This is a genomic window from Streptomyces sp. NPDC002276 (assembly GCF_053891435.1).
Genome location: NZ_JBSFCQ010000001.1, coordinates 905,501 through 926,753, shown reverse-complemented (window position 1 = coordinate 926,753; position 21,253 = coordinate 905,501). Strand labels below are relative to the sequence as shown.

The following is a 21,253-nucleotide window of genomic DNA, read 5'->3' as shown; positions in this document are numbered from 1 at the left end:
CACCGAAAGGCCATCACCCCATGACGAGCGAGAGACCACGCTTCCGGCTCGGTTTCCTCACCCACGTCCAGGGCCGCGACGACGACATCGCCCGCACCTACCGCAACGCGCAGGAACTCTTCGTCGTGGCCGACGAGTTGGGCTTCGACGTCGGCTGGGTCGCCCAGCACCATGTCTCCCTCGGGGGCGGCGGGCTGTCCTCCCCGTGGACCTTCCTCGCCCACGCGGCGGCCCGTACGACCCGCATCCGGCTCGGCACCGCCATCACCGTCCTCCCGCTGGAGGACCCGGTCCGGCTGGCCGAGGACATCGCCACCGTCGACACGCTCAGCGGGGGCCGCGTGGAGTTCGGCGCGGGCAGCGGATCGAGCGAGGTGGAGTACGCGGCGTTCGGCAAGGACGTGGCCCGCAGGCGCGAACTCACCAGCGAGAACCTCGACATCGTGCGCCAGGCTCTCGACCGCCGCGAGGTGGGCACGGCCGGATTCCGTATCCAGCCCCGGCCCGGCGACTTCGACGACCGTGTCTGGCAAGGGGTGTTCAGCAAGCAAGGCGCCGAGTACGCGGCGCAGAACGGCTCGAACCTCCTCCTCAACCGGGCGGCCTACGGCTTCGACGCCCCCACGGACGAGGTGCAACGCCCTTGGGCGGACGCCTACTTGGCCGCCTGGAACCGCCCGCACCGACCACGGATCGGACTCTCCCGGTTCGTGTTCCCGGCCAAGGACCGGCGCACCGCGCTCGCGTCGATCGGTGACGACGTCCACCGCGCCGCGCTGCGCATGGCGGAGCACGGCGCGTTCCCCAAGGGCCTTGGCCAGGAAGAGGCGTTGCGCCGTTTCCACTCCTTCTACGGCCATCCGGACGACATCGTCGCGGCGCTCGGGCAGGAACAGGTGCTGCCCGTCGCAACAGACCTGATCACCCAGTTCAACCCTGCGGTCCCCGACCACGACGCCGCCGTCCGCGCCCTCGAACTCATCGCCACCGAAGTGGCACCCGCGTTGGGCTGGAAGCCCGCGCGGGTGGCCGAACCCGCATCCGCAGGAGCGTGAAATGACCCAGTACAGCGACTACTTCGGCCCCGAGGGCCTCCTCGTCCGTGGCACGATCCTGATCGTCCCCGGCCGTGGTGAGACCCGGGCCACCTACACCCGCTTCGGCAGGCGGCTCGCCGCCGACGCCTACCGGGTCCGCGTGGTCGACGCCCCCGACCTCGCCACCGAGGACCTCACCGCCCTCGCCACCCGCCTCGCCGAGGCCGCCGAGGACACGGCCGCCGAGAACGGTGTCGTACGACCCCTCGTGCTCGTCGGAGCCGACTCGGGCGCCGCCGCCGTAGCCGCGTTGCTCGGCCAAGAGACCGGCGTCCGGCCCGACGCCGTGGTCCTCGCGGGCCTGCCCGGCCGCGCCCCGGGCACCACCGCCACGGCCGGCAGCTGGGACGAGGAACTCGACGTCCGCACCTCCTGCCCCGCCCACCGGGGCAACCTCACGCAGGACCCCGAGGTGCGGCGCGGCTCGCTCGACGACGCGATCCCGGAGGCGGTGCTCGCCGCCGCCTACGAGGGCGAGGCCGACGTGCCCGTGCTGTTCCTCGTCGGTGACGCCGACCCCCTCGCGGATCACGAGGCGCTCGCGCACACCGCCAAGTCCCTTTCCCGGGCCCGGCTTTCGGTCGTGCACGGCGCTCACCACGACGTGCTGAACGACCTCCAGCACCGTTCGGTGGCCGCCGAGGTGGTCACGTTCCTGGAGACCCTGCGCAACGAACTCCGACCGCTGATCACGGTGCGGTCGAGCGCCTGGTGAGCGTCACTCCATCCGCTCGGCACACCGTCTGAACCCCGACCTCGGAAGGTCCCGTCATGGCCTCGATCCTGTCCGTCTCCGGCAGCCCCTCTCCCACCTCCCGCACCACCCGGCTCCTGCGTCACCTGGACGACCGGCTCCGCCGCCAGGGTCATGACGTGACTCCGCTTGAGGTGCGCACCCTGCCCGCGCAGGCGCTGCTGGGCGCCGACTTCGGGCATCCGGCGATCGTCGCCGCCACGGCCCTGTTCGAGCAGGCGGACGGGGTGGTGATCGGCACGCCGGTCTACAAGGCCGCCTACTCGGGCCTGTTGAAGTCGCTGCTCGATCTGCTGCCGCAGTACGCGCTGACCGGCAAGACGGTGCTGCCGCTGGCCACGGGTGGCAGTACGGCCCATGTGCTGGCGATCGACTACGCGTTGCGTCCGGTGCTGAGTTCCATGGGGCCCTCGCACATCGTGCCGGGGTGGTTCACGCTCGACAAGGACATCACGGTCGGCGAGGACGGCACCCTGACCGTGGCGCCCGCCACCGCTTCGGCGCTGGAGCAGGTCACGGATCTCTTCTCCAGTGCGCTGGGAGGCCGTACGGCGGTGCTCGCGTCCACGGGGTGAACAACGGCACCCGGGGTCGGCGTGGTTGTGGCAGTCGTGTTTCAACTGCCCACGTCACGCTGGTTCTCCGGCACCGGCTGTGGTTCTCTCACTGCATGACCGTGCTCGTGACCCGCCGCCACGTCGACTATGTGCGTGTCACCAGCACGGGGTGTCCCGCCCCGAGTTGACGCTCCGCTCCGGCATCCGATTCCCCTCCTCACGAGCGCGCCGCGCCGGTATTCGTCGTGCCTACTTTCAGGGCGGCGCCCCCGCGGTCCTCTTCTCTCACGCACCCGCACGCCCGCACAAGGGAGAACCATGAGCCAGCCCATCGACTCCGTCACCGGGGGTCACACACCCGAGGACGAGCCCGCAGGTCCGGACACCTCGGCCTGGTCGTTCGAGACCAAGCAGATCCACGCCGGTGCCGTACCGGACCCGACGACCGGGGCGCGGGCGACGCCGATCTACCAGACCAGCTCGTTCGTCTTCCGTGACACCCAGCACGCGGCCGACCTGTTCGCGCTGGCCGAGCCCGGCAACATCTACACCCGCATCCACAACCCCACCCAGGACGTCTTCGAGCAGCGCGTGGCCGCCCTGGAGGGCGGAGTCGCCGCGGTGGCCCTCGCCTCCGGGCAGGCCGCGGAGACCCTCGCGATCCTGACGCTGGCGTCCGCGGGCGACCACCTGGTATCCAGCACGTCCCTGTACGGCGGCACGTACAACCTGTTCCGGCACACGCTGCCGAAGTTCGGCATCGAGGTGTCCTTCGTCGACGACCCGGACGACCTGGACGCCTGGCGGGCAGCCGTCCGGCCGAACACGAAGGCGTTGTTCGCCGAGACGCTCGGCAACCCGCGCGGCAACGTCCTCGACGTACGAGGCGTGGCGGACGTCGCGCACGAGGCGGGCGTCCCGCTGATCGTCGACAACACGGTGCCGACGCCGTATCTGCTGCGGCCGATCGAGCACGGCGCCGACATCGTCGTCCACTCGGCGACGAAGTTCCTCGGCGGGCACGGCACCACCATCGGCGGTGTCGTGGTCGACGGCGGCACCTTCGACTTCGGCGCGCACGCCGAGCGCTTCCCCGACTTCAGCGAGCCCGATCCCAGTTACCACGGTCTGCGGTACTGGCCTGCTCTGGGCCCGGGCGCCTTCGCCATCAAGCTGCGTGTGCAGCTGCTGCGCGACCTCGGCCCGGCGATCTCGCCGCACTCCGCGTTCCTGCTCCTCCAGGGCGTGGAGACACTGAGCCTGCGCATCGAACGTCACTCGTCCAACGCCCAGGCGCTCGCGGAGTGGCTGGAGCAGCGCGACGAGGTGGCCGCCGTCCACTACCCGGGACTTGAGTCCAACAGGTGGTACGAGGCGGGGCAGCGCTACCTTCCGCGCGGTGCCGGTGCGGTGCTGGCCTTCGAACTGCGGGACGGGGTCGAGGCCGGAAAGCGTTTCGTGGACGCGGTCGAGCTGTTCAGTCATCTCGCCAACATCGGGGACGTACGCAGCCTGATCATCCACCCCGCGTCGACGACCCACAGTCAGCTGGACGAGGCGCAGTTGGCGGCGACGGGTACCTCGCCGGGTCTGGTGCGGCTGTCCGTCGGCATCGAGAACCTCGCCGATCTGAAGGCCGACCTGGAGGCCGGGTTCCGCGCGGCCAAGGGCGCGTCCTGAACACCGTACCGACTCCGTCAGCGGTCCCCCTTCCGCCAGCCTCCGGGGCCTGGCGGGAGGGGGACCCGCCCGGGCGCCGTCAGTGGCACACCCGGGAGAAGCCCCTCGCCCTGGAGGCGGGCGGTGAACTGCCGGGCGTGCGGCTGGTGTTCGAGACCTGGGGACGACTCGCGCCGGACCGCTCGAACGCCGTACTCGTACTTCACGCGCTCACCGGCGACAGCCATGTCGCCGGACCGGCCGGGCCCGGTCACCCCACCCCCGGCTGGTGGGACGCGCTGATCGGACCGGGCCGGGCCCTGGACACGGACCGCTGGTTCGTCGTCGCGCCGAACGTGCTCGGCGGCTGCCAGGGCAGCACGGGTCCGTCCTCGCTCCGCCCGGACGGACGGCGTTGGGGCAGGGCCTTCCCGTTCCTGACACAGCGCGACCAGGTCGCCGTAGAAGCCGGTCTCGCCGACGAACTCGGCATCGAACGCTGGGCGTTGGTGATCGGCGGCTCCATGGGCGGGATGCGCGCGCTGGAGTGGGCCGTGACGTATCCGGAGCGAACGGACGCGCTTCTGCTGCTCGCCACCACCGCCTCGGCGAGCGCCGAGCAGATCGCGTGGACCAACATCCAACTCCACGCCATCCGTTCGGACCCGCACTGGCAGAACGGCGACTACCACGACACGGGCCGGGGTCCCCATTCCGGACTCGGCCTCGCCCGCCGCCTCGCCCATGTCACCTACCGCAGCGAGCCGGAGTTGGCGGCCCGCTTCGGCCGTGCGCCGCAGGGCGCGGAGGATCCGTGGAACGGCGGCCGGTACCAGGTCGAGTCGTATCTCGACCACCACGCGGCCAAGTTGGTACGGCGGTTCGACGCGGGCAGCTACGTCACCCTCTCCGAGGCCATGAACAGCCACGACATCGGCCGCGACCGCGGTGGCACGCTCACGGCTCTGCGCCGGGTGACCGCGCGGACACTCGTCGCCGGAGTCGACTCCGACCGGCTCTATCCCCCGTCCCAGCAGGCGGAGTTGGCGACCGGCATCCCCGACGCGGATCGACTCCGTGTCATCGAGTCGCCCTACGGGCACGACGGATTCCTGATCGAGACGGAACAGGTCGCGGCGCTGGTCCGCGAACTCGTCGGCTAGCGGCCCGGATCCTGCGGGAAGTGTTCGTCCGTGAGTTGCTGGATGATGCCGAGGCGGTCCGGCAGCACGTTGTAGCGGACGATCCGGCCCTCGCGGAGGGTCAGCCAGCTGATGCTGTGTCCGGTGAAGGGCCTGCCGGTGGCGGGCACCCCGAAGACGGTGCCGGTGTGCAGACCCTCCATCTTCCAGAACACGATCACCCGGTCGCCCTCGGCGAGCAGGTCGGAGACGGAGACGCGGACGTCCTTGACGTTCTCCCACAGCCACTCGGCGTGTTGGCGGAAGTCCTCGCGGGTACCGCTGCCGCCGACACCGACCCGGGTCTCGTCGGCGGCGTCCTCGGCAACGGTCTCCTCCAAGGTGTTCAGGTCGCGTCCGTCGACGAACTCCTCGAAGTACCGCCGGGCGACGGCCTTGTTGTGTTCGGGCGCGCTCCCGAAGTCGTGGTTGTTGTGGGTGCCGCTCACTCTGTGCCTGCTCTCTTCGGGCGAATCGGCGGGATCGGTGGGTCAGTTGGCCGCGGGTCCGGGCGGCGGAGGCAGGATCCCCCCGTTGGCGCTGAGTCCGCCGTCGACCGGGACGGTCACCCCGGTCACGTACGAGGCGGCCGGCGAGGTCAGGAACCAGATGACCTCGGCCTGCTCCCGGGGCTCGGACCAGCGGTGGGCCGGGATACGGCCGGTGATGGCGGCGGAGACGTCCGGGGCCGCGATCTGGCCGGCGGTCAGCGCGGTGGCCGTGCCGCCGGGGGCGATGGCGTTGACCCGGATGTTCTGGGCCGCGTAGTCGATGGCGGTGGCGCGCACAAGGTTGATGACGGCGGCCTTGGTGGCGTTGTAGCCCCAGGTGCCGGGGTCGCCGCGCAGTCCGGAGACGGACGAGGTCGCCACGATCGAGCCGCCGCCCGAGGCGCGCAACGCGGGCGCGGCGGCCCGGATGCCGAGGGCGACGGAGCGCACGTTGACGGCGAACAGCCGGTCGAACCGCTCGATCGCGCCGGGCGACTCCAGTGGCCCTGCCCCGCCGATGCCCGCGTTGAGCACGGCCGCGTCGAGCCGCCCGAAACGCTCCAACGCCAGCTCCACAGCTGTGGAGTTGGTGGACTCCTCGGAGACGTCACCGACGAGGGTGACCACACCATCCAGGGCGCCGAGCTTCGCGAGTCCCTCCTCCTGTACGTCCACGGCGACCACCCGGTGACCGCGTTCGGCGAAGAGACGCACGGTGGCCTCCCCGATCCCGGACGCGGCTCCGGTCACCAGCGTGACGGGCGCGGCGGGCGCGGCTTGCGACGTCATCGTCAACTCCTTTGTGCTGCGGGTGGGTTGGCGTTACCGCTCCTGCGGGCTGCGGTCGTCCCGGGGGTTCCTCACGGTCAGCAGCCCGGGTCGCGTCGTACGGGGTGAGACGGCGGCCCGGCGCAGCCGCGCCGGCACCAGCGCGGCGACGAGCAGGGCGGCACAGACGCAGGAGGCCAAGGCGTACGCGGTGCGCGGGCCGCCGCCGGGACCCGGGCCGGACGCGGAACGCAGATAGACCGCCGATACGGCGCTGAGGCAGACGGCCGCCGCGATGCGCTGGGCCATCTGGAGAATGCCGCCGCCCACTCCGGCGGCCTCCGCCAGGGCGTGTTGCAGGACCTGTGTCTGGTTGGGCGAGACGGCGAGGCCGCCTGCCGCGCCGGACAGCAGTTGTGTCGCGGCGAGGACGATCGGCAGTGCGGCGGACGGCACGAGGAGCGCGGCCACCGCTCCGGCCAGGGCGGCGCACACCCCCAGCGTCAGACCGACGCTCACCGTGCGCAGCCCGATCCGGCGCACCAGCCGCCAGGCGAGCGCCGAGGAGACACCCATCGCGATCGCCGAGGGGAGCGAGATCACCGCCGTCAGCAGGGCCGACAGCCCGAGCCCGTCCTGAAGGAAGACGGTCAGCACGAGGGACGCGGCGATCGAGGAACCGAACTGGGCCATGGCGACGGCCGTGCCCAGTGTGTACGGCCTGGACGACGCCAGCGCCGGATGGACCAACGGCACCCGGCCCCTCCGTACCCGTATCCGCTGCTGCACGGCGAACGCGCAGGCCAGGGCGCACACCCCGACCGCCCACAGGAGTGCCGCGCCCGCGCTGTCCGGGGTGCGGATGAACGGCACCATCAGCGTCAGCGTGCAGGCGCAGGCCAGGCCGAGGCCGATGATGTCCAGCCGGGAGTCGCGGGCGGTGCGCCGGGGCGGTGGCAGCCAGCGGGCCGCGAGGGCCAGGGTGACCACCGCGCACGGTGCGCTCAGCAGGAGGCAGTAGCGCCAACCGGACCCGGGGCCCAGTACGGCGACGAGGGCACCGCCGAGCGGCGGACCGAGTGCGGCGGCCACACCGGCCGTCACCGCGTACAGTCCGAGCGCCCGGCCCCGGTCGAGCCCGTGGAAGACGTCCTGAATGGTGCCGATCACCTGGGAGTTGACCAGCCCCGCCGCGGCTCCCTGCACCAGCCGGGCACCGATCACGGTCCCCGGCCCGCCGCCGGTCGCGGCGGCCACCCCGGCCAGGAGAAAGACGGCCATGCCGGCGAGGAAGAACCGCTTGCGGCCGTGCAGATCGCCGAGGCTGCCCCCGGGTACGAGGAGCAGTCCGAAGGCCAGCGAGTAGCCGGCCACGACCCACTGGACGTCCGCCGGGCCTGCCCCGAGCGAGTGCCGCATGCTCGGGACGGCGATGTTCAGAACTGCCTGGTCCAGCAGGGTGGTTGCGCCCGCCGCCAGACACACCAGCAGTACGCGGCGGGCGGCGCGGTCTTCTCCCGGGAGCATTCAGGCGTGCCGCTCCGTGACACCCGCGTCCGGCTCCACACCGAGGACCTTGCGATAGACGCGCTCTCCGTCGCCGTAGTCGTCGACGGCGTAGTGCCAGGTCGCCCGGTTGTCCCAGAGGACGAAGTCGCCGGGCTTCCAGCCGAAGCGGATCGTGTAGTTCGGCGAGGAGGCGTGCCGGAGGAGGTGTTCCAGCAGCACCTTGCTCTCGGCCGGGGTGACGCCGGTGAGCTGCTTGGCCGAGCTGCTGATGAAGAGGCCCTTGCGGCCGGTGGTGGGGTGGGTGAGGACGACCGGGTGCTCGACGGGTTCGCCGGGAGCGTTCTTCCTGCTGCCCTGCGCGTAGTTCTCCGCGTTGCCGTCGTAGAGCGCGCCGACCGATTCCAGCAGCACCTTGAACGGCTCCGACAGGTCGTCGTACGCGGCCTGGAGATCCGCCCACAGGGTGTGGCCACCCACCTCCGGCACCACCTCGTAGGTCAGCGACTCGATCGCGAAGACGGGCTCGCGCCACAGCCCGCCGATGTGCCAAGTGCTGGCCTTGCCGGTCTGCTTGACGTTGTACGGGTAGACCAGTGGGTTCTCCGGGTGCTTCGCGGCGGTCGGATGGTCGAAGGGCCGCGCGAACACGCTTACGGCGGCCACCTGCTGATCGGGCGTCAGATGCTGGCCCCGGAACACGAGCACCTTGTGTTCCCGGAAGGCCCGGCGCAGTTCCTCGGCGGTGCTCTCGTCGACGGGCGCGGTCAGGTCGACGCCGGCGATCTCGGCGCCGAAGCGGGGTCCTGCCCGGAGGATGTCGAGACGGGCGGCGGTGCTGCTGGGCATGGCGAATCGTTCTCCTCGGGTGATCGTTCGGTCGGTTCTCATACGCCGGCCGCTCTGCGTCCGGTTCTCATACGGCGGCTGCCCGCAGGCCGGTTTCGAGGTCGGCGACAAGGTCGGCGACGCCTTCGAGGCCCACGGAGAGCCGGACCAGGCCGGGAGTGACACCGGCCGCGGTCCGCTGGTCGGGGTCGAGTTGCGAGTGGGTGGTGGAGGCGGGGTGGATGACGAGGCTGCGTACGTCGCCGATGTTCGCGAGATGGCTGAACAGCCGTACGCCTTCGACGAATCGCCGTCCCGCGTCCAGTCCGTCCGCGAGCTCGAAGGCGAGGACCGCTCCGGCGCCACGCGGCAGATACCGCTTGGCCTGCGTCACCCAGGGACTGGACGCCAGGCCCGCGTAGTGGACGCGGGAGACCTGCGGTTGCACCTCCAGCCAGGAGGCGAGCGCCTGGGCGTTCTCGACGTGCCGCTCGATGCGCAGGCTGAGCGTCTCCAGGCCCTGGAGGAGCAGAAAGCTGTTGAAGGGTGAGACGGCCGGTCCCAGATCCCGGACCAGTCGGGTGCGCAGGCGCAGCGCGTAGGCGAGGCCCTGGTCGGCGAAGGAGTCCCAGAAGGACAGCCCGTTGTACGTGGGATCGGGGTGGGTGAGGCCGGGCCAGCGGTCGGGGTCCGCGCCGAAGTCGAAGCGCCCGCTGTCCACCACGGCGCCGCCGATCCCGGTCCCGTGTCCGGACAGGAACTTGGTGGTGGAGTGCACGACGATGTCGGCGCCGTGCTCGAACGGCCGCAGTAGGTAGGGCGTGAGCGCGGTGTTGTCCACGACGAGCGGGACACCGACCTCGTGGGCGATGCGGGCGACCGCCTCGATGTCGAGGACGTTGCCGCGCGGGTTGCCGAGGGTCTCGCCGAAGAACGCCTTGGTGGCGGGGCGTACGGCCGCGTACCAGGCGCCCAGGTCGTCCGGGTCGTCGACGAAGGTGACCGCGATGCCGAAGTCGGCGAAGGTGTGCTCCAGCAGGGTGCGGGTGCCGCCGTAGAGCGAGGACGAGGCGACGATGTGGTCTCCGGCGCGGGCCAGGTTCAGCAGGGCGAGGGCGGTGGCGGCCTGCCCGCTGGCCACCGCGACGGCCGCCGAGCCGCCCTCCAGGGCGGCGACGCGTTCTTCGGCCACGGCGGTGGTCGGGTTCGACAGCCGTGTGTAGGCGTGGGTGGTGAGGTCGGACAGCGCGAAGGCCGCGGCGGCGTGCGCGGTGTCGCGGTAGACGTAGCTGGTGGTCTGGTGGATCGGTACGGCTCGGGCGCCGGTGGTGGGGTCCGGGACGGCTCCGGTGTGCACCTGCCGGGTCTCGAACTCCCAGCTGTCATAGGGTCGTTGGCTGCTCATCGCGCGCTCTCCCGCTTCGCGAGGACGTCGTGCCACCAGCGTTCGGCGACCCTCGGGTGCGAGCGGAGCCAGCCGACCACGGCGTTCTCTCCGAAGGCGGCGAGCAGCGGGTTGTCGGGGTCGTCGGTGACACCTCGGCTCAACACGGCTAGTTCTGGAGGCAGTTGGAGCGGCCTCACCACGGCGTCGAGGCGTGGGCCGAGGAAGAAGGGGATGGAGTAGCGGTGGACGCCCGCTCGCGGGCTGACGACCCGGTGCCGAGTGGCCTTCAGATAGCCCTGGGTGGCGATCTCCAGCATCTCGCCGATGTTGAACACGAAGGCTCCGGGCACCGGTACCGCGTCGATCCACTCACCGTCCTCACCCTGCACCTGGAGTCCGCCGACCTCGTCCTGCTGCAACAGGGCGAGATATCCGTAGTCCTTGTGCGCGCCGACTCCCTGGTCGGCGGTCTCGGCGGTGCGCGGCGGGTAGTGCACGATCTTCACGTGTACGGCCGCCTCATGATCGAACCACTCGTCGAAGTAGCCCTCGTCCTGGCCGAGCGCTGCGGCGAGGGCGCGCAGGACCTCGCGGCTCACGCGTAGCGCCTCGGCCTGCCAGCGCAGCACGATGTCCCGCAACTCCGGGAGTGCGGACGGCCATTGGTTGGGGCCGACGAGCCGGAGGTAGTCGGGATCGCCTGGTCCGGTGGGGATCGCAGCGCGTTCCGGGCCGATGTCGATCTGTTCGCGCCAGTCGGCGCTGCCCGCGGTGTACTCGGTGCCGGTGCGCGTGTAGCCGCGGAACTGGGGCGAGTTGACGTTCTCGATCTCCAGCCGTCGTTCGTCCGGCAGCGCGAAGAAGGAGCGGGCCGAGTGCAGGATCTCGTTCCGGACGGATACGGGAACTCCGTGTCCGGTGACGTAGAAGAATCCCACTTCGTGGGCCGCGGCCCGGAGTTCGGCCAGGAAGGCATCGTGGTCGGTGCCGGGATCCCGGAAGCGGGAGATATCGATGACGGGGAGGGCGGTGGGCTGTGCCATGGGATTCCTTCGTGGCGGCAGCAGACCCGGACACGGCGGTGCGCGTGTCAACGGCCGTTTGGGAACGGTCGGTTGACGAGAGAGCGGAGTGTCGCGCCGAGACGGGCGGGGTGCGGAAGGGGCGAGATCGCGGTCGTTACACGAAGGTCAACGACAGATCTGGTCGAACTGGTCGGCGCGGCGGCTCACCCAGAAGGGGTCGAGCAGCACCGTGTGTGCCTGGCCAGTGGTCTCCATGGCCGGATCAAAGCACACCCGGGAAGGTGCGTCCACCACGCGTCCCGAGCGGTGAGACGACCACGGAGGCCGGCCGACGTGGCGGCCGGCCTCTCCCGGAGCCGCCGCTCAGACCCCGCGGTCACGCGCCTCGTCGGTGAGTCGGGCGATGGTGTCGGCGATCAGCGCGACGCGGCCGGGCACGTCACCGGCCGGGACCTCCACGAGGTCGTAGCCGAACCGCCGATAGCTCTCCTCGTGGATCCGCTCGAACACCAGCGACTCCTGGAAGCTGATCCGGCGCGCGTCGGTGGGTTCGCAGAATCCGATGTTGCGGACGAAGAAGACCTGCCGTTCGTAGATCCGGTCGCGGGTGGTCCGGTCGATCTCGGCGAGGAGCGCCGCCGGAGCGGGGCGGCCCAAGTACGTGCTGAGGGCGTGCGTGCACACCGGGGACCTGTCGTAGATCTGCCGGGTCACGTCGTGTGTCGCGGATGCCAGCTGCCGTCGGCGCTGTAGGGCGGCCACCTTCTCGACGAAGTCCTGCCGGGTCCAGGGCTCGGCGTCCCCCTCTGTCTGCCCCCGCGCGATGACCGCGGTCGCGGCCTCGTCGACGACGTCGAACCCGTCCGCCTTCAGCCGGCGGAGGATCGTGGTCTTCCCGGCGCCGGGTGCGCCGGTGAGGATGTATCGCTTCATGGTGGGTCCTTGGGTCGTCGACATGTGGGTGCCGACCGCGAACGGCACGGCGGAACTGACGGACGGCAGGGGGGAGTTCGGGGAGGGGTGTGACGAGATCCGGGCCACGGGCCGCGGTGGTGAAGGCCGTCGTGCGGGGCGCCGAACGCCTCGGGGCCGAGGAAGGGCGGGCGGAGACCACACCGAGGAGACAGCCACGGAATCCGGTCGACCGGGCGGAGTGCGATCCACAGTCGGGCGATTCCGAGCCGGTGGAGGAGCGTAGCCGATGCCGGACCTCTGCCCCGGCATTGACGCAAAGCGACACGACTCCATACGATCTACAGCGGCATTGAGTGTCAGCATCAAGCCCTGGCTGGCTGACCGGCAACCCTCCGACGCGGTGGGGTGCTCCAGGTGAAAGCCCGGCAGGGACAGTGATGACCCTGCAAGCGCGCGGCCCCACGACCGGGGTCCCGGACATGGAGGACGGCGTGCCCAACAGCTACGACCTGAGTGCCTCCTGCCACGACGCCGTGGTTTTCTCCCGGCTCTCGCGCCGACGCCACATCGACCTGCGGCGCTCCGCCAGCTGTCTGTGTCACAGCTGACCGGGTCCGACCTTCCAGGCTGACATCTGTCCGGCCCGCGAAGCCGACATCTGTGGTCGCCCGTCTCGCACGGGCCACTTCCCCCCTTCTCCCACGAGTCGACGTATGCGCGGGTGCGCCCCGCGCCCGTCGACGCGCTTTCCACGCCTCAGGCGTCCCACCCCCGCCGGGGTCGACACCTCCCGCGTCCAGCCACGGTCCGCACAGGTCCGTGAGCACGCGGTGACACGAGTAGGAGCACCTCTCCGTGACAGCACATCCGGTCTCCCGAACCACTCGACGCGCGGCTACGGCCGCCCTTCTGACCACGAGTTTCCTGCTGACCGCCTGCGGATCGGGCGGCGGTGGCTCCGACGCCGGGGGCGGACAGGCCAAATCCGGTGGCAGCCTGACCTTCGCGGTGGGCTCCGACGCGGGCTGCGTGGACCCGCAGCAGGTGGCCAGCAACGACACCATCTACTCGGTACGGCAGATCGTGGACTCGCTCACCGACCAGGACCCCACGACCGGCAAGATCGTGCCGTGGCTCGCGAAGAGCTGGGACATCAGCTCCGACGCGACGACGTTCACCTTCCATCTCAGATCGGGTGTCACCTTCAGCGACGGGTCCAAGCTGACCGCGCAGGTGGTCAAGGACAACTTCGACGCGGTGCCGAAGCTCGGTGCGCTGGGGACCCTCGCCGAGGGCTATCTCAGCGGCGTCAAGAGCACCACCGCGGTCGACCCGCTCACCGTCAAGGTGTCCTTCCAGCAGCCCAACGCCCAGTTCCTGCAAGCCACTTCGACGCACTCGCTGGGCATCGAGTCGTCGGCGAGCGCGAAGAAGAGCCCGCAGGAGAAGTGCAGCCAGGGTGTGGTCGGCTCCGGGCCCTTCGTGCTGAAGCAGTACGTGCAGAACCAGTCGATCACGCTCGCCAGGCGCACCGGGTACGCCTGGGGTTCCTCGCTGTGGCACAAGAGCGGCGAGGCCTATCTCGACAAGGTGGTCTTCAAGGTCGTACCCGAGGCGGGAGTTCGGGCCGGGAGTCTCCAGTCGGGACAGGTGGACGCGATCAGCAGCGTCGGCAAGGCCAATGAGGCGGCTCTCCAGGGCGGCCAGGTCACTCTTCAGCGGCGGGCCAATCCTGGGGTGGTGTTCGGCCTGGCCCTCAACAACTCGCGGCCGGTTCTGAAGGACGCGCGGGTGCGTCAGGCCATCGGGTTCGCCATCGACCGCAAGCAGATCGCCGACACGGTGTTCCCGACCGGGACCCAGTCGGCGACCAGCGTCCTGGCGCACACCACACCCGACTACGCCGACCTGTCCTCGGACCTGACGACCGACGCGGCCAAGGCGAAGTCCCTGCTGGACGCGGCCGGTTGGAAGGTCGGCAGCGACGGCATCCGGACGAAGGACGGCACGAAGCTGAGCCTGACCGTCGACTGGATCCCCAACTCGGCTACGAACCAGCCCGCGTTGGAGCTGGTCCAGCAGCAACTGAAGGCCGTCGGCGTCGGTCTGACGCTCAAGCAGCTCCAGGTCACCCAGCTCGCCCCGACGCTTCAGTCGGGTGACTTCGACGCGGCGTGGAGCAATGTGACCCGCGCCGACCCGGACATCCTGCGCAGCTCCTTCTCCACCAAGCTGGCCAACTTCTACCGTCTGCCCGCGACCCCGCTGGATACCACCCTGACCGGGCAGGCGGCGACCACGGACACCGCGAAGCGCGCCGAACTGGTCAAGCAGGCACAGGAGTTGCTCGTGCGGAACGCCTACTACGTACCGGTGGTGGAGCTCCAGACCCAGATCGGCGTGGCGAAGAAGGTGCACGGCCTGAACTTCGACGCCTCCAGCCGGATCCAGCTGCACGACACCTGGATCGGCTGACGCATGCGCCGCTACGCGATCAAGCGGCTCGCCCAGGCGGTCGGGGTGCTGTGGGCCGCCTACACGGTGTCCTTCCTGGTCCTCGACTTCCTGCCGGGCGATCCGGTCACGGCGATGGCCAGTGCCGGAATGGACTCCGGGACGGTCGACCCGGCCCAACTCGCCGCGCTGCGCCACGAGTACGGCTTCGACAAGCCGATTCTGGTGCAGTACGCCGACTACCTCGGCCGGGCGGTGCGCGGGGACTTCGGTAACTCGGTGTCCACGGGTCGGCCGGTGTCCTCGACGCTGGCCGACGCCCTGCCGGGGACACTCCAGCTGACCGGTGCCGCACTGCTCCTCGCCGTGCTGCTCGGCGGTGGACTGGCGGTCGTGGCGACCTACACCTCGCGTCGGTGGCTGCGTCAACTGCTGCTGTCCCTGCCGCCGTTGGGGGTGTCGGTCCCGACGTTCTGGGTGGGACTGCTGCTCGTCGAGTCGTTCTCCTTCCGCCTGCACTGGTTCCCCGCGTTCGGCAACGACGGGCTGCGCGGGCTGATCCTGCCGGCGCTGACGCTGGCGATCCCGACCGGCGCGCAGGTGGCACAGGTGCTGGCCAAGAGCCTGCTCACCGCGCTGGACCAGGCCTATGTGGAGACCGCCCGGGCCAAGGGCGCCGGGCGGTGGCGCGTCCATCTGCGGCACGCCCTGCGCAACGCGTCCCTGCCCGCGTTGACCGTGGTCGGCCTGCTGGTCGGGCAGTTGATCGCCGGTTCGGTGGTGGTCGAGACAGTGTTCTCGCGTGACGGACTCGGCCGGGTGACGGCCGCCGCGGTCACGGCCCAGGACATCCCGCTCGTGCAGGGCGTGGTGGTGTTCGGCGCGCTGATCTTCGTCATGACGAACCTGCTCGTCGACCTCGTCTATCCGCTGCTCGATCCGCGGATCGTGGTGGCCTCGGGCCGGAAGGCGGTTGCCGCATGAGTCAGAGTCTTGTCGACGACACCGCCGCCGCTGCCGCACTCGGCCTCGCGCGACCGGTCGAGCCGGGGTCCGGTCCAGGCCCGGGACGCCGCGTCGACGCGCGACGGGTCTTGCGATTCGTGGTACGCCGTCCCGGACTGCTGTTGTCGGTCGTCGTCCTCGTCCTGGTGGTGCTGGCCTCGTTCTGGCCCGGCCTGTTCACCTCCCGGGATCCGCTGACGGGCGTACCGTCGCAGAACTTCCGGGGCCCGAGCGGCGCCCACTGGTTCGGCACGGACGAACTCGGCCGCGATGTGTTCTCCCGGGTCGTCCACGGCGCCCAACTCTCCCTCAAGGCAACCCTCATCGCGGTCGCGGTCGCCTTCGTGGTCGGCAGCCTGATCGGCCTGGTCGCCGGGTTCGTCGGCCGCTGGATCGACGACGTGCTGATGCGCTTCGTCGACGTACTCCTCTCCATCCCGGCGCTGTTCCTCTCCCTGGCCCTGGTCACCGCGCTCGGCTACGGCACGGTGAAGGTGGCGGTCGCGGTCGGTATCGCCAGCGTGGCGAGCTTCGCGCGGGTGACACGGGCAGAGGTTCTACGGGTACGGCAGGCGGTCTTCGTCGAGGCCTCGCGGTCGTGCGGGGCCCGCTGGTACTCGGTGCTGGGCCGACATGTGCTGCCCAACGCGGCGGGCCCGGTGATCGTCCTGGCCACCCTCGACTTCGGCTCCTCGATCCTCGCCGTGTCGGCCCTCAGCTTCCTCGGCTACGGCGCCCCGCCACCGGCCCCGGAATGGGGCACGTTGATCTCCGACGGCCGCAACTACCTCGCCAACGCCTGGTGGTTGACGGCGCTGCCCGGGCTCGCGATCGCGGCGACCGTGCTGGCCACCAACCGCATCGCCCGCGCGCTGGACGGCGAATGGTCCCGGCAGTCATGAGCGAGCGCCCGCCGAACACACCTGGAACGGATGAGGACTTGAGCACGACACCGAGCACCGCCCCGGACTCCGGCGAGGACTTCGCGCTGGAGATACGCGGTCTGTCCGTGTCCTACCGCACCCGCGGCGGCACCGTGCCCGCCGTACGGGACGTCGATCTCGTCGTACGCCCGGGCGAAGTGACCGCGGTGGTGGGCGAGTCCGGGTCCGGCAAGAGCACCACCGCGCACGCGATCACCCGCCTGCTCGCGCCGAACGCCACGATCGACGCGGGCACGATCCGCTTCGGCCGGCGCGACCTCACCACGCTGAGCGAGGCGGAGTTGCGCACCGTGCGCGGCGCACAGATCGGCCTGGTGCCCCAGGACCCGTCGGTGTCCCTCAACCCGGTCAAACGCATCGGTGAGCAGGTCGCCGAGGTCTTGCGCATCCACGGTCTCGCGACCCGCCGCTCCGCGCCGACGGAGGCGATCGACATCCTGCACCGGGCCGGACTGCCCGACGCGGCCACCCGTGCCCGGCAGTACCCGCACGAACTCTCCGGCGGCATGCGGCAGCGCGCCCTGATCGCCATCGCGATCGCGGCTCAGCCGAGGCTGATCGTCGCCGACGAGCCGACCAGCGCGCTCGACGTGACCGTGCAACGCGTCATCCTCGACCATCTCCAGGGCCTCACCGAGGAGTTGGGCACCGCCATCCTGCTGGTGACCCACGATCTCGGCGTGGCCGCCGACCGGGCACAGCGCCTCGTCGTCATGTCCCAGGGGCGGGTGGTCGAGGCCGGGGCGACGCGTGAGGTCCTGGACGACCCCCAACACGAGTACACACGACGCCTGTTGGCCAGCGCGCCGAGCCTGACGACCGCCGTCCCCCGCACCGAGGTCACCGCACCTCCGGCACCCGACACCGCCCCACTGGTCGAACTCCGCAACGCGGTCAAGGAGTTCAGGCTCCCCCGCGCGAACGGCGAGTCCCCGACGACCCTGCGCGCGGTCGACGACGTCAGCCTCACCCTCCACCGCGGCCGAACCCTCGCCCTGGTGGGTGAATCCGGCTCGGGCAAGTCCACCACCGCCCGCCTGGTGCTCCGCCTCACCGACGCGAGCGCCGGACACATCCTGTTCGACGGCACCGACGTGACCACCGCCCGGGGGACGCAGGCCAGGCAACTGCGCAGCCGCGCCCAGCTCGTCTACCAGAACCCGTACGCCTCACTCGATCCCCGCTTCTCCATCGGCGAAGTGATCACCGAACCGCTGCGCGCCTTCAAGGTGGGCGACCGCACGTCACGCCTGGACAGGGCCCGGGAACTCCTCGACCGGGTCGCCCTGCCCGCCACCACCCTGGATCGCCGCCCGGCGGAACTCTCCGGCGGGCAGCGGCAGCGCGTCGCGATCGCGCGGGCCCTGGCCCTCTCCCCCGACCTGGTGGTGTGCGACGAGCCGGTGTCGGCGCTCGACGTCTCCGTGCAGGCCCAAGTCCTCGACCTGCTCGCCGAGTTGCAGGCCGACACCGGGGTGGCGTACCTGTTCATCTCGCACGACCTGGCCGTCGTACGGCAGATCGCACACGAGGTCGCGGTCATGCGGGCGGGCCGCATCGTCGAGACGGGCGCACCCGACGACCTGTTCACACATCCCCGCCACGAGTACACGCGCGAGTTGCTCGCGGCGATTCCCGGCCGACGGGCCGACCATGATCTGAGGACGCGAAGCGCATGACCATCACCTCCCTCGCCTTTCTCACTCCGGGCAACTTCGCCGACGACGACCCGTACACCGGCCTGGAGGAGACCCTCCAACTCTTCGAGTACGGCGAGCGGTTGGGGTACGACGGCGCCTGGATCCGGCAGCGGCACCTCGAACACGGCGTCGGTTCGGCCGCGGTGTTCCTCGCGGCGGCCGGACAGCGCACGCGGCGCGTCGAGTTGGGGACAGCGGTCATCCCGATCGGCTACGAGAGCCCGTTCCGGCTCGCCGAGGACCTGGCACTGGCCGACGTCCTGTCCCGGGGTCGGCTCCAGGTCGGCTTCAGCACCGGCATGCCGCACGCCGAACTCCTCGGCGACCTGGTGTACGACGGCGACTGGCGCTCCTTCGACCTGTCCTACGGCCGGGTCGCCCGGGTCGTCGACAATCTGCGCGGCGACTATCTCGGCGGCCCGGACACGGTGATCGAGTCACCGGGCAACACCCAGCGGCCTCGGCTGCAACCGCACAACCCCGGTCTGGTGGACCGTATTTGGTACGGCGGCGGGAGTCTGCGCTCGGCCCGCTGGGCCGGTGAGAGCGGCCTCAACCTGCTGTCCGGGAACATCGTCACCGGCGAGCACACCGACGACTTCACCACCGCCCAGTCGAACCTGCTCGCCGAGTACCGGCGCGTCCAGCCCACCGCCCGGGTCGCGGTGGGCCGCGTCGTCGTGCCGTTCGACAGCGCCGACCGGGCCACCCGCGCCCGCTACCGCACGTACGCGGACAGCCGTCATGCCCGCACCCTCGGCCCGCAGGGCCCGAGGCGGACCCTGTTCGCCCCCGATGTGGTCGGCACGGCGGAACAGGTCCTGGAGCAACTGGCGGCGGATCCGGTGGTGTCGGCGGTCTCGGAGCTGCGCCTTGAACTGCCGTACGAGTTCCGGCGGGAGGAGTACGAACAGATCCTGCACGATGTACTCCACCTGGTCGCACCCGAACTGGGCTGGCGCCCCGCACAGTTGGAGGCCGCGCGATGAGTTCCGTACGACTGGACGTACACGCCCGGGAGCCGTTCGCCGGCGGTCATCGCTTCGCCGAGGGCGGGGCGTACGAAGTACTCACCGCCACGGCCCACTACACGGTGGATCCCGAGGAGCCCGCCCTCCGCTCGATCACCGACCTGGACCTCGCACCGCGTGACGGCGACGGCGCGGTGCGCTTCAGCGGGGACGTCGAAATTCTGCGGCCGGTCGACGGCGGACGCCGACGCCTGTTCTTCGACTGGGGCAACCGGGGCAACAAGCGGGCCGTCCAGTACTTCTGCGACGCCCCGCACACGAACCGCCCCCGCACCCTCGCCGACGCGGGCAACGGGTATCTGCTGCGGCGCGGGTACACGGTCGTCTTCGGCGCCTGGCAGGGCGATCTGCTGCCCGGCGACGGACGGCTGCTGCTCGACCTGCCCGTCGCGACGCGCGGTACGGAACCCGTACGGGGCCTGACGACAGCCGAGTTCATCGTCGAGGAGCCCACCGCCTCCCTGCCGCTGTCGCGCTGGACGAGCACGAGGTCCTCTCCGGTGAGCGCGGCGGGCGAGCGGACCGCGCGGCTCACCCGGCGGCGCTACCCGCACAGTTCACCGGAGGAAGTGCCCACGACGGCCTGGCGGTTCGCCCGACTACAGGGCGGCGGCCGTGACCTGAGGTCGCAGTCCTTCGCCGTCGTACCGAGCCGAAGCGACCTGTACGTCGACGGTGGACTGCGGCCGGGCTGGATCTACGAACTGACCTACGAGGCCGAGGCACCGCTCGTCCTCGGTCTCGGCCTCGTCGCGGTGCGCGACCTGGTCGGCCATCTCCGCCACGACCCGGCGCAGCCGGTCGGGGAGATCAACTACGCGTACGGTTGGGGTCGTTCGCAGACCGGCCGTGCCATCCGCGACTTCATCCACCGGGGTTTCAACGAGGACACCGAGGGCCGCCGGGTGTTCGACGGACTGCTGCCGCACGTCTCCGGGGCGGGCCGGCTGGACATCGGGCGGTTCGCCAATCTGACGGTGCCGGGCGGCCAGCAGTACGAGGACCACCTCAACGCGGCCGACGCCTTCCCGTTCGCGTACGCCGAGACGGTGGACCATCTGACCGGCGCCCGCGACGCGATCATGAAGCGGGCGAGCGACCCCAAGGTGCTGCACACGCAGACGGCCACGGAGTACTGGCAGCGCCGGGGATCGCTGGTCCACACCACAACTGACGGGCGGGACCTGGGATTTCCGCCGAATGCGCGGGGTTATCTGTGGTCGTCGAGCCAGCATGTCGCGAGCCCGATACCGCAGTCCCCGGGGAAGGGCATCTGTAACCATGCCGAGAACGTCGTCGCCACGTCCGCGCTGTTCCGGGGCGTCCTCGACGCACTCGACGCATGGGTGAGCGAGGGGGTGGAACCGCCTCCGAGCGCGGTGCCCACCGTCGCCGACGGCGGCCTGGTGACGTCGGAGGAGTGGTCACGGCAGTTCCCCGCGGTGCCCTCGGCGCAGCGGCCGTACGGTCCCAACGAGCTGTACGCGGTGGACCGTTCGACGGTGCCGCCGGTCGCCGACCGCGCGCACCGCTACACGGTGCTGGTCCCGGCCGTCGACGCCGACGGCAACGAGACGGCGGGCGTGCGCGCCCCGATGGTGTCCGTGCCGCTCGGTACCTACACCGGCTGGAACACGCGTGCACCGGGTCAAGGGCACGGCGCGCTGCACGAGTTCAGCGGCTCCACGTTCCCGTTCGCCGCCACCGAGGACGAGCGGCTGATCACCGGTGATCCACGTCCGAGCGTCGAGAAGCGCTACGGCGACGCGGCCGGTTACCTCGCCCGGATCAGGGCGGCGGTTGAGGAACTCGCGGCGCGGCGGCTGCTGCCCGACGAGGACGTGGAACGCGCGGTGAGTGCCGCCGCGGACTGGTCGGCGCCCCGCCATGACGTCGACCTGCCCTGACTCGGCGTCAGGCAAGTCCCGAACAGTCAAGTCACACAAGCCCC

The 21,253-nt window shown here is 70.8% G+C and carries 19 protein-coding genes and 1 riboswitch; of the genes, 12 read left to right on the top strand and 7 right to left on the bottom strand.

Going from position 1 to position 21,253, the window contains the following annotated elements; all coding sequences use genetic code 11:
- Positions 1 to 20 precede the first annotated feature (20 nt).
- From ACWIHT_RS04275 to metX, 5 genes are all read left to right on the top strand, one after another.
- Positions 21 to 1,055, top strand: a complete 1,035-nt coding sequence (locus ACWIHT_RS04275) for an LLM class flavin-dependent oxidoreductase (RefSeq protein WP_456164214.1) — start codon at positions 21 to 23, stop codon at positions 1,053 to 1,055.
- Position 1,056: 1 nt separating this feature from the next.
- On the top strand, positions 1,057 to 1,812 hold the full coding sequence (locus ACWIHT_RS04270) for an alpha/beta hydrolase (RefSeq protein ID WP_456164212.1): 756 nt from the start codon (positions 1,057 to 1,059) through the stop codon (positions 1,810 to 1,812).
- Between the two features lie 56 nt (positions 1,813 to 1,868).
- Positions 1,869 to 2,426, top strand: a complete 558-nt coding sequence (ssuE, locus tag ACWIHT_RS04265; RefSeq protein ID WP_456164210.1) for an NADPH-dependent FMN reductase — start codon at positions 1,869 to 1,871, stop codon at positions 2,424 to 2,426.
- A 300-nt stretch (positions 2,427 to 2,726) separates the two neighbouring features.
- Positions 2,727 to 4,088: a bifunctional o-acetylhomoserine/o-acetylserine sulfhydrylase gene (locus ACWIHT_RS04260; RefSeq protein WP_456164208.1), complete on the top strand. Its 1,362-nt coding sequence runs from the start codon at positions 2,727 to 2,729 to the stop codon at positions 4,086 to 4,088.
- A complete protein-coding gene (gene metX, locus ACWIHT_RS04255) occupies positions 4,085 to 5,230 on the top strand; it encodes a homoserine O-acetyltransferase MetX (protein WP_456164585.1) in 1,146 nt (381 codons plus the stop codon). The genes ACWIHT_RS04260 and metX overlap by 4 nt, the downstream gene beginning before the upstream one ends.
- On the opposite strand, the gene ACWIHT_RS04250 is transcribed toward metX, so the two are convergent.
- The 7 genes from ACWIHT_RS04250 to ACWIHT_RS04220 all read right to left on the bottom strand — a co-directional run bounded on the left by ACWIHT_RS04250 (position 5,227) and on the right by ACWIHT_RS04220 (position 12,186).
- On the bottom strand, positions 5,227 to 5,697 hold the full coding sequence (locus ACWIHT_RS04250; protein WP_456164206.1) for an ester cyclase: 471 nt from the start codon (positions 5,695 to 5,697) through the stop codon (positions 5,227 to 5,229). The two genes, metX and ACWIHT_RS04250, sit on opposite strands and share 4 nt — an antisense overlap.
- 42 nt (positions 5,698 to 5,739) lie before the next feature.
- Positions 5,740 to 6,528 carry an SDR family NAD(P)-dependent oxidoreductase gene (locus tag ACWIHT_RS04245; RefSeq protein WP_456164204.1) on the bottom strand — a complete coding sequence of 263 codons (789 nt, stop codon included), beginning with the start codon at positions 6,526 to 6,528 and terminating at the stop codon, positions 5,740 to 5,742.
- 33 nt (positions 6,529 to 6,561) lie between these two features.
- Complete coding sequence (locus tag ACWIHT_RS04240) at positions 6,562 to 8,034, bottom strand: MFS transporter (RefSeq protein WP_456164202.1); 1,473 nt, start codon at positions 8,032 to 8,034, stop codon at positions 6,562 to 6,564.
- Positions 8,035 to 8,862 (bottom strand): TauD/TfdA dioxygenase family protein, encoded by an 828-nt coding sequence (locus ACWIHT_RS04235; protein ID WP_456164200.1) that lies wholly within the window; start codon positions 8,860 to 8,862, stop codon positions 8,035 to 8,037.
- 67 nt (positions 8,863 to 8,929) lie between these two features.
- Positions 8,930 to 10,246: an O-acetylhomoserine aminocarboxypropyltransferase/cysteine synthase family protein gene (locus ACWIHT_RS04230; RefSeq protein WP_456164198.1), complete on the bottom strand. Its 1,317-nt coding sequence runs from the start codon at positions 10,244 to 10,246 to the stop codon at positions 8,930 to 8,932.
- Positions 10,243 to 11,271 carry an isopenicillin N synthase family dioxygenase gene (locus tag ACWIHT_RS04225; protein WP_456164196.1) on the bottom strand — a complete coding sequence of 343 codons (1,029 nt, stop codon included), beginning with the start codon at positions 11,269 to 11,271 and terminating at the stop codon, positions 10,243 to 10,245. Before ACWIHT_RS04225 ends, ACWIHT_RS04230 begins: the two co-directional genes overlap by 4 nt.
- A 345-nt stretch (positions 11,272 to 11,616) precedes the next feature.
- Positions 11,617 to 12,186 carry an AAA family ATPase gene (locus ACWIHT_RS04220; RefSeq protein WP_456164194.1) on the bottom strand — a complete coding sequence of 190 codons (570 nt, stop codon included), beginning with the start codon at positions 12,184 to 12,186 and terminating at the stop codon, positions 11,617 to 11,619.
- A gap of 327 nt (positions 12,187 to 12,513) precedes the next feature.
- Positions 12,514 to 12,626: riboswitch (SAM riboswitch) on the top strand.
- Between ACWIHT_RS04220 and ACWIHT_RS04215 the strand changes: the two genes are divergently transcribed.
- The 7 genes from ACWIHT_RS04215 (at position 12,606) to ACWIHT_RS04185 (ending at position 21,209) form a co-directional block, all read left to right on the top strand.
- The gene (locus ACWIHT_RS04215; RefSeq protein ID WP_456164192.1) at positions 12,606 to 12,776 is read left to right on the top strand and encodes a putative leader peptide; all 171 of its coding nucleotides are present in this window, start codon (positions 12,606 to 12,608) and stop codon (positions 12,774 to 12,776) included. Its footprint overlaps the riboswitch before it by 21 nt.
- A gap of 247 nt (positions 12,777 to 13,023) precedes the next feature.
- Positions 13,024 to 14,643 carry an ABC transporter substrate-binding protein gene (locus tag ACWIHT_RS04210; RefSeq protein ID WP_456164190.1) on the top strand — a complete coding sequence of 540 codons (1,620 nt, stop codon included), beginning with the start codon at positions 13,024 to 13,026 and terminating at the stop codon, positions 14,641 to 14,643.
- Positions 14,644 to 14,646: 3 nt separating this feature from the next.
- On the top strand, positions 14,647 to 15,606 hold the full coding sequence (locus tag ACWIHT_RS04205) for an ABC transporter permease (protein ID WP_456164188.1): 960 nt from the start codon (positions 14,647 to 14,649) through the stop codon (positions 15,604 to 15,606).
- On the top strand, positions 15,603 to 16,529 hold the full coding sequence (locus tag ACWIHT_RS04200; RefSeq protein WP_456164186.1) for an ABC transporter permease: 927 nt from the start codon (positions 15,603 to 15,605) through the stop codon (positions 16,527 to 16,529). Before ACWIHT_RS04205 ends, ACWIHT_RS04200 begins: the two co-directional genes overlap by 4 nt.
- Positions 16,511 to 18,250: a dipeptide ABC transporter ATP-binding protein gene (locus ACWIHT_RS04195; RefSeq protein WP_456164184.1), complete on the top strand. Its 1,740-nt coding sequence runs from the start codon at positions 16,511 to 16,513 to the stop codon at positions 18,248 to 18,250. The genes ACWIHT_RS04200 and ACWIHT_RS04195 overlap by 19 nt, the downstream gene beginning before the upstream one ends.
- Positions 18,247 to 19,260: an LLM class flavin-dependent oxidoreductase gene (locus tag ACWIHT_RS04190; protein ID WP_456164182.1), complete on the top strand. Its 1,014-nt coding sequence runs from the start codon at positions 18,247 to 18,249 to the stop codon at positions 19,258 to 19,260. The genes ACWIHT_RS04195 and ACWIHT_RS04190 overlap by 4 nt, the downstream gene beginning before the upstream one ends.
- Positions 19,257 to 21,209, top strand: a complete 1,953-nt coding sequence (locus ACWIHT_RS04185; RefSeq protein WP_456164180.1) for an alpha/beta hydrolase domain-containing protein — start codon at positions 19,257 to 19,259, stop codon at positions 21,207 to 21,209. Before ACWIHT_RS04190 ends, ACWIHT_RS04185 begins: the two co-directional genes overlap by 4 nt.
- The last annotated feature ends 44 nt before the right edge of the window (positions 21,210 to 21,253 follow it).